Annotated in this window: 6 protein-coding genes; all 6 read right to left on the bottom strand. The window is 59.1% G+C overall.

The window, feature by feature from the left end; translation table 11 throughout:
* Positions 1-83 precede the first annotated feature (83 nt).
* Complete coding sequence (locus ACH2EH_RS06530; RefSeq protein ID WP_395140072.1) at positions 84-827, bottom strand: prepilin-type N-terminal cleavage/methylation domain-containing protein; 744 nt, start codon at positions 825-827, stop codon at positions 84-86.
* A gap of 63 nt (positions 828-890) precedes the next feature.
* Positions 891-1,049 (bottom strand): YezD family protein, encoded by a 159-nt coding sequence (locus ACH2EH_RS06525; protein WP_395140070.1) that lies wholly within the window; start codon positions 1,047-1,049, stop codon positions 891-893.
* A 6-nt stretch (positions 1,050-1,055) separates the two neighbouring features.
* On the bottom strand, positions 1,056-2,051 hold the full coding sequence (locus tag ACH2EH_RS06520) for an ABC transporter substrate-binding protein (RefSeq protein WP_395140068.1): 996 nt from the start codon (positions 2,049-2,051) through the stop codon (positions 1,056-1,058).
* Positions 2,052-2,182: 131 nt separating this feature from the next.
* On the bottom strand, positions 2,183-2,821 hold the full coding sequence (locus tag ACH2EH_RS06515; protein WP_395140066.1) for a hypothetical protein: 639 nt from the start codon (positions 2,819-2,821) through the stop codon (positions 2,183-2,185).
* Positions 2,822-2,840: 19 nt separating this feature from the next.
* On the bottom strand, positions 2,841-4,115 hold the full coding sequence (locus tag ACH2EH_RS06510) for an ABC transporter permease (protein ID WP_395140064.1): 1,275 nt from the start codon (positions 4,113-4,115) through the stop codon (positions 2,841-2,843).
* The coding region (locus ACH2EH_RS06505) for an efflux RND transporter periplasmic adaptor subunit (protein ID WP_395140062.1) at positions 4,115-5,618 on the bottom strand (1,504 nt) is incomplete at its 5' end. The genes ACH2EH_RS06510 and ACH2EH_RS06505, both read right to left, overlap by 1 nt.

Genomic DNA, 5,618 nt, shown 5'->3' with positions numbered 1-5,618 from the left:
TACGGTGGCCAGAGGCGGAGCGCCGAAGCGCCCCACCAAGCCAGCGCCATCAGCGCATAGAAACCGAACCGGGCAAGTATCATCTATGGGGTCGGGTTCCTTCTCCAGAAGTTGCTGCTGTAAGACTTCCAAGTCTGCTCGGGGCGCAGCCACTTTGTATGACCATCGGCGAAGGCGATATTGCCACCGCCGCTGTGCCGCGCCTTAAATCGCGCCTGCTGGCTGACATCCGGAAGCGCACTATCATCAAAGGCCCAGGGCTGTGGATAGAGGCCACCACGCGAAGCGATCCCACTGGCGCGACCCGCTTCCGCAATCGCGATGAACTCGGCAGGGCGATCCAGGCTTGCCAGGCTGGTAAGCTCATTGAAGCCAAAGTCAGGGTTGGCGCTATACCATGCCTGCTGGCTGGCTCCCACAAGGTTAGCCTCGTTGTGGTTATTGCCGTAATCCGTGGTGAACCAGGCCCCCACAGTGGGAGTCGGCCAAGCGGGAGCGGAGGGGCACTTGAAGATCTGAGTGTTTTTAATGTAGGGCTCCAGCTTGTTCTTGTAGCTAAAGGGGGCACGAGCAAGCGCTGTATCAGGTGTCGCGGCTGGCGCGGTGCGCTCGGTGACATGCGGGTAGAACGTCTCGTCATAGTCCTGAAGATACATCAGGAGTGAGGTTGCGAGCTGTTTTGTGTTGGAGAGGCAGCTTGTTTGGCGGGCCTTTTCGCGAGCCTGGGCAAAGACCGGGAAGAGAATCGCGGCGAGAATCGCGATGATCGCGATCACGACTAAAAGTTCGATAAGCGTGAATGCGTGGCTAATGCGGGCTGTTTTCATAGTTTAACTTTCCTTAGTTGGCTTTCGGCCTCCCGTGGTCGGGTCAGCACGCAAAATTGTGGGTCAGCGCAGGCGCTGTTTTTCAGTTTTATCAATCTGCACTACAACACCGTCTTGGATGATGATCTGAACGACCCCAAAGCGGATACTGCGGATCGCGGCCTCGATCTCGCTGAGCGGGAGCGCAGGCTTTGCGGGAGAAGTCTCGGTGGGCTTTTCCATGGTGGCTCAGTCCTGAAAGAGTCCCGTGAGTGCCTCGCGACCCTCGCGCAGATAGCCGAGATCTTTGGACCAGTCGGCGAAGGTGAGGATGCTCTCTTTGAGCAGATCGTCGGTAATTTCGGTGCGGGAGAGCGCACTCTTAAGCAGTGCATCGGGGATGGCCTTGCCCGTGAGGGTTTTGAGCTTCTCGCCGATGGCGAGTCGGGCCGCATCGGGATCGGCCTGGATCGCCCTGACCGCACTTTTGTGCGAGGCAAGTAGCTTCTCGACCAGCTCAGGGTGGGCCTTGAGAAACTCGGCGCGGACAATCACCACAGCGGTAGAGAAACGTCCGCCGGGCCAGAGAGTCTTCTCCTCCAGCACGACTTTGGCCCCCAGTTCATTCTCCAGGCGTGCGACCCAGGGCTCCGGGAGCCAGGCAGCATCCAGCTCACCGCGCTGAAAGAGCATGAGCGTGTCGGCAGGGGCGAACTGGACAACATCCACGGTTCCCCCCTTGTCTTTGGCGCTCAGTCCGACGGTTTTAAGGGCATGGCGCAAAGAGAGATCCTGCGTGCCGCCGGTCTGCGGAACCGCGACGCGCTTACCTGCCAGGTCCTTTACGCCCGTAATGGCGACGTCTTTGCGAACCACGAGCGCTGTCCCCGCCGATGCTGCTCCGGCAATGATCCTGAGCGCCTCGCCTTTGGACTTCAGATAGCCATTGACCGCGGGTCCCGGCCCAATATAGCCAAAGTCAACTTCCCCGGCAAAGAGCGCCTCGATCTCCTCGGGGCCAGCCTTGAAGACACGCTCCTCGACGGTCGCGGAGTCGGCCACCGCTTTTCCAAAGAGCCCTTTAGCCGAGCTGTAGAGCGCGACGGCGTGGGTGATATTGGAGAAAAAGGCGACCCGTACGGTGGGCTTCCCCGCTTTCTCCGAGTGGACTCCCGGCGAGGGGCAGCCTTCCAGCAGAAGGAAGCTGGCAATGAGAAGGCTAGTTACGCGGGTACATCGGTTCATGTCTAGTATTTCTATGGAAATAGTAGGTTTTCCATTTTTATTCTAAGTTAATAAATCGGATTTGTCAACATTTAAGCAAAAGAAAAACCCACCTGTGCAAGCACAGGTGGGGCCGTGAGGGGGCGAGAGGACTACTTCGCCTTTTTATCCAGTGCTGCCATTGCATCCTTGACGGGCTTGATGGAGCGCTCTTTCATCGGGGACTCGGGGATGGTCTTGAAGTTGAGCGGGTTGTAGCCCTTCATCATGGTGTCGAAGCGCTTCTTCATTACAGCCATGTCCATACCGCCGCCGCCCGGAGCGCCGCCACCGCCACCGGGTGCGCCACCACCAGGTGCGCCGCCGCCACCCATTCGCATACCGCCACCACCCATGCCGCCGCGCTCACTCATGATCTGCGCAAGCTTCTTGGCCTGTTGAGGCGTGAAGGTCGCCCCCACTTTCTTGAGCATGTCCTTGGCATTGGCATCGGTCATGATCGGCTTGCTCTTCCAGGGGCCGACCACGGAGAGAATCTTCTTCGCCTGGTCTTTGGTCAGAGCCGTTTTCGGGTCTTTCTCGAACTCAGCCAGCGCTCCGAGCGTCCGGTTGACGCTGGAGAGGCTCTTGTTCTTGTCACGCCACTCCCCGAACTTCTTGAACATGGCCATCATCTCAGGAGAGGGAGCTGCCCCCCCCATGCCGCCGCCGGGAGGACCTTGAGCACGCACCGCGCCCGAGATCGCCAGTAATAAAGCCACCGCCAGCGGCAGAGCTAATTTTTTCATCATTTGAAACCTTTCAAAGAAACTATTCATATCGAAGTGCATCGATAGGGGAGAGATTCGACGCTTTTAGCGCCGGATAGAAACCAAAGAAAATACCGACAACAGCGGAGAAGCCAAATGCGAGACTGATAGACGACCAGGAGACCTGGACACGCCAGCCATTGGCCTGCGCAATTCCATCGCTTCCCAGCTTCCCCATCGCCACACCGATCAGCCCTCCGACCAGCGAGAGGAAGAGCGCCTCTAAAAGAAACTGAGTCAGAATGTCCAGCCGCCGTGCCCCAATCGCCTTGCGGATGCCGATCTCACGGGTACGCTCGGTGACGGAGACAAGCATGATGTTCATGATCCCGATCCCACCGACCACCAGAGAGACAATCGCCAGATACTTAATCAGATTCCCAAACGTGTCTTGTTGCTCGTTCTGAGTGGCGGCAATATCGGCCTGGTTGAAGATAATGAAGTTGTTGCCCGTGGCGCTCGTGCCCAGGCGCTTCTGCATCACTTTCTCGATCTCACCCTGCGCACGGCTCATCAGGCCGAACGACTTGGCCTGCACCGTGATGCTATTGACATTCTCAATTCCAAAGAGGCGGCGCATTGCGGTGGTGACGGGCACGTAGACCGCATCATCCGGGTTACGGAAGCCCATGCCGCCTTTTTCTTTTAAGATGGCCACGACTTTAAAGCTCTGGCTATTGATACGGATCGTCTTGTTCAGCCCGGATGATGCGCTACCGAAGAGATCCTTTGCGGTTGTCGAACCGAGAGCGGCGACGCGTTTCTGGGAGCGGACGTCTTCCGCGGTGAAGTAGCGCCCGTACTGAACGGGGTGATTGCTCACGGTGGGATAGGCCGGACCGTTGCCATTGACGGTGGTACTGGTGTTTTTGTTGGTCGCCTTGATCTGCGCCGTTTTATTGACCGAGGGGTAGGCTTCCCCGACCGACGGACAGGAGCGCTTGAGAAGCTCCACATCCGAGAGCTTCATCGTACTCTGGGAGCCAAAGCCCATGCTCACGCCGCCGCGCCGCTGCTGGCCTGGCAGAACGGTCAGGACATTGCTCCCCAGCCTCTGGATACTCTCCTGGACGGCGGCCTTGCTCCCCTCTCCAATGGAGATGGCAACAATGACGGCACCTACTCCGATAATCACGCCCAGCATGGTCAGGAACGAGCGGAGCTTGTTGGCCCCCAGACCGGTCAAGGCCATCTGGAGGCTCACCAAAAACGCATTGCCGCGCCCGAGACCGGAACTCTCCTGACGCGAAGGGGCCGGGGAGGTTGCCGTTGCCATTACCGTCGTCCTCCGCCACCGCCCATACCACGGGTATTGCCACCACCAAAGGGTGAGGTTCCTCCGGTCTTCGGGGGCTCTGGCTCAATGGTCTGGGTGACGATCTGCTCCCCCTCGGTGACGCCGGACGTAATCTCCGTGGTGTCGTTGCCCACTATACCCAGCTCCACCTTGGCCTTGGTGATCTTGATGTCTATCAGCGTGCCCTCTTCCGCCGCGATACCCGTGGTGGGATCCGGCGGGGCGGGCTTGCCGCCGCTGGCCTTCTCGACGTACTTGCTACCATCATCGTCATCTTTGATGGCGTCGTTGGAGACAACCAGGACATTGCTCGCTTCTTTAACCACAAACTCACACGTGGTGTTCATGCCCGGCTTGAGGAGCTGGAAAGTGGGGGTGGAGTTGTCTACCTCGACCCGCACATGGACACTGGTGACGTTCTGGTTGACCACGGCCTGCGGATCAACACGGATAACTTTCCCCTCAAAGGCAGTTCCCGGATACGCCTCAACAGAGACATCTACTTTCTGCCCCTCGTCCACATTGGCCACGTCTGTCTCGTCCACCACAACATCCACATACATCCGACTGGTATCGCCGATTGTCATCATGCTTGCACCTGCGGAGCTAATTCCCATAGCGGACGCGATAATCGTCCCCTGCTCCACGGTCTTGGCAAGCACAACACCGCCCATCGGGGAGCGGATCTCCGTGCGCTGAAGCGTCGTCTCGGCATTGGTGCGGCTCGCCGTCGCCCGCACAATGGAGGAGTTATTGGTATCCACATCGTAGTGCCGAATGGCGTTGTTGGCAATATTGGTACGAGCCTGATCCAGCGCCACTTTGGCACGCATCAGCGCTGCCTCGCTCTGCTTGACGGCGGCCTCGGTCTGCTTGACCGATGCTTCTGCCTCCAGAACAGAGTTCTTGCGGTTGGAGATATCCGCAATCCCCGCCTGTGCTTGATCCAGGGCGGCCTTGGTCTGAGCCACACGGGCATCCGCGGACTCCAGCGAGCCACGCAGCTCACTACCGACAGTGTCTTGCTTGGTCTTTGCGGAGGTCAGAGTCGCCTCGGCCACCTCAAGGCTTGCCCGCGCACTGTCCACGGCCTGCTGGGAGACGAAGCCTCGCTCTACCAGTGCTTTCTGACGGTCGAGCAATAGGCGGGCATTGTCCCGGTTGGCAATGGCCTGCTTGTAGGCAGCATCGGCGGCGGCGCGTAGCTGCTGGGTCGTGGAGTCGAGCTGCTCACGCTGCACTTTGGCCTGGTCGTAGCTTGCCTGGGCATTGGCGATGGCGGAGTTGGTCAGCGCGGGTTGGGTCTCGGCTTGCTGACGAGATGTTAAGAGCCGCGCCTTTGATGCCGCGAGGTTCGCCTGCGATGCGCTCAGAGTCGCCTCCGCGGAGCGGACACTCACCTGAGCATCGCGCACCGAGATCTTGCTCTGTGCCACCTGGAGCTGCCAGGTCTTCTGGCTCTGATCACGGCGCGCCATAGCG

Source organism: Armatimonas sp. (genome assembly GCF_043760365.1).
GTDB lineage: Bacteria > Armatimonadota > Armatimonadia > Armatimonadales > Armatimonadaceae > Armatimonas.
Note: the sequence above shows the minus strand (reverse complement) of the source record. Positions and strands in the feature narration are given on the sequence as shown.

What these genes read in the sequence shown, in the direction of transcription:
- ACH2EH_RS06530 (WP_395140072.1), bottom strand. Translation starts at nt 827, where the DNA reads ATGAAAACAGCCCGCATTAGCCACGCATTCACGCTTATCGAACTTTTA.
- ACH2EH_RS06525 (WP_395140070.1), bottom strand. Translation starts at nt 1,049, where the DNA reads ATGGAAAAGCCCACCGAGACTTCTCCCGCAAAGCCTGCGCTCCCGCTC.
- ACH2EH_RS06520 (WP_395140068.1), bottom strand. Translation starts at nt 2,051, where the DNA reads ATGAACCGATGTACCCGCGTAACTAGCCTTCTCATTGCCAGCTTCCTT.
- ACH2EH_RS06515 (WP_395140066.1), bottom strand. Translation starts at nt 2,821, where the DNA reads ATGATGAAAAAATTAGCTCTGCCGCTGGCGGTGGCTTTATTACTGGCG.
- ACH2EH_RS06510 (WP_395140064.1), bottom strand. Translation starts at nt 4,115, where the DNA reads ATGGCAACGGCAACCTCCCCGGCCCCTTCGCGTCAGGAGAGTTCCGGT.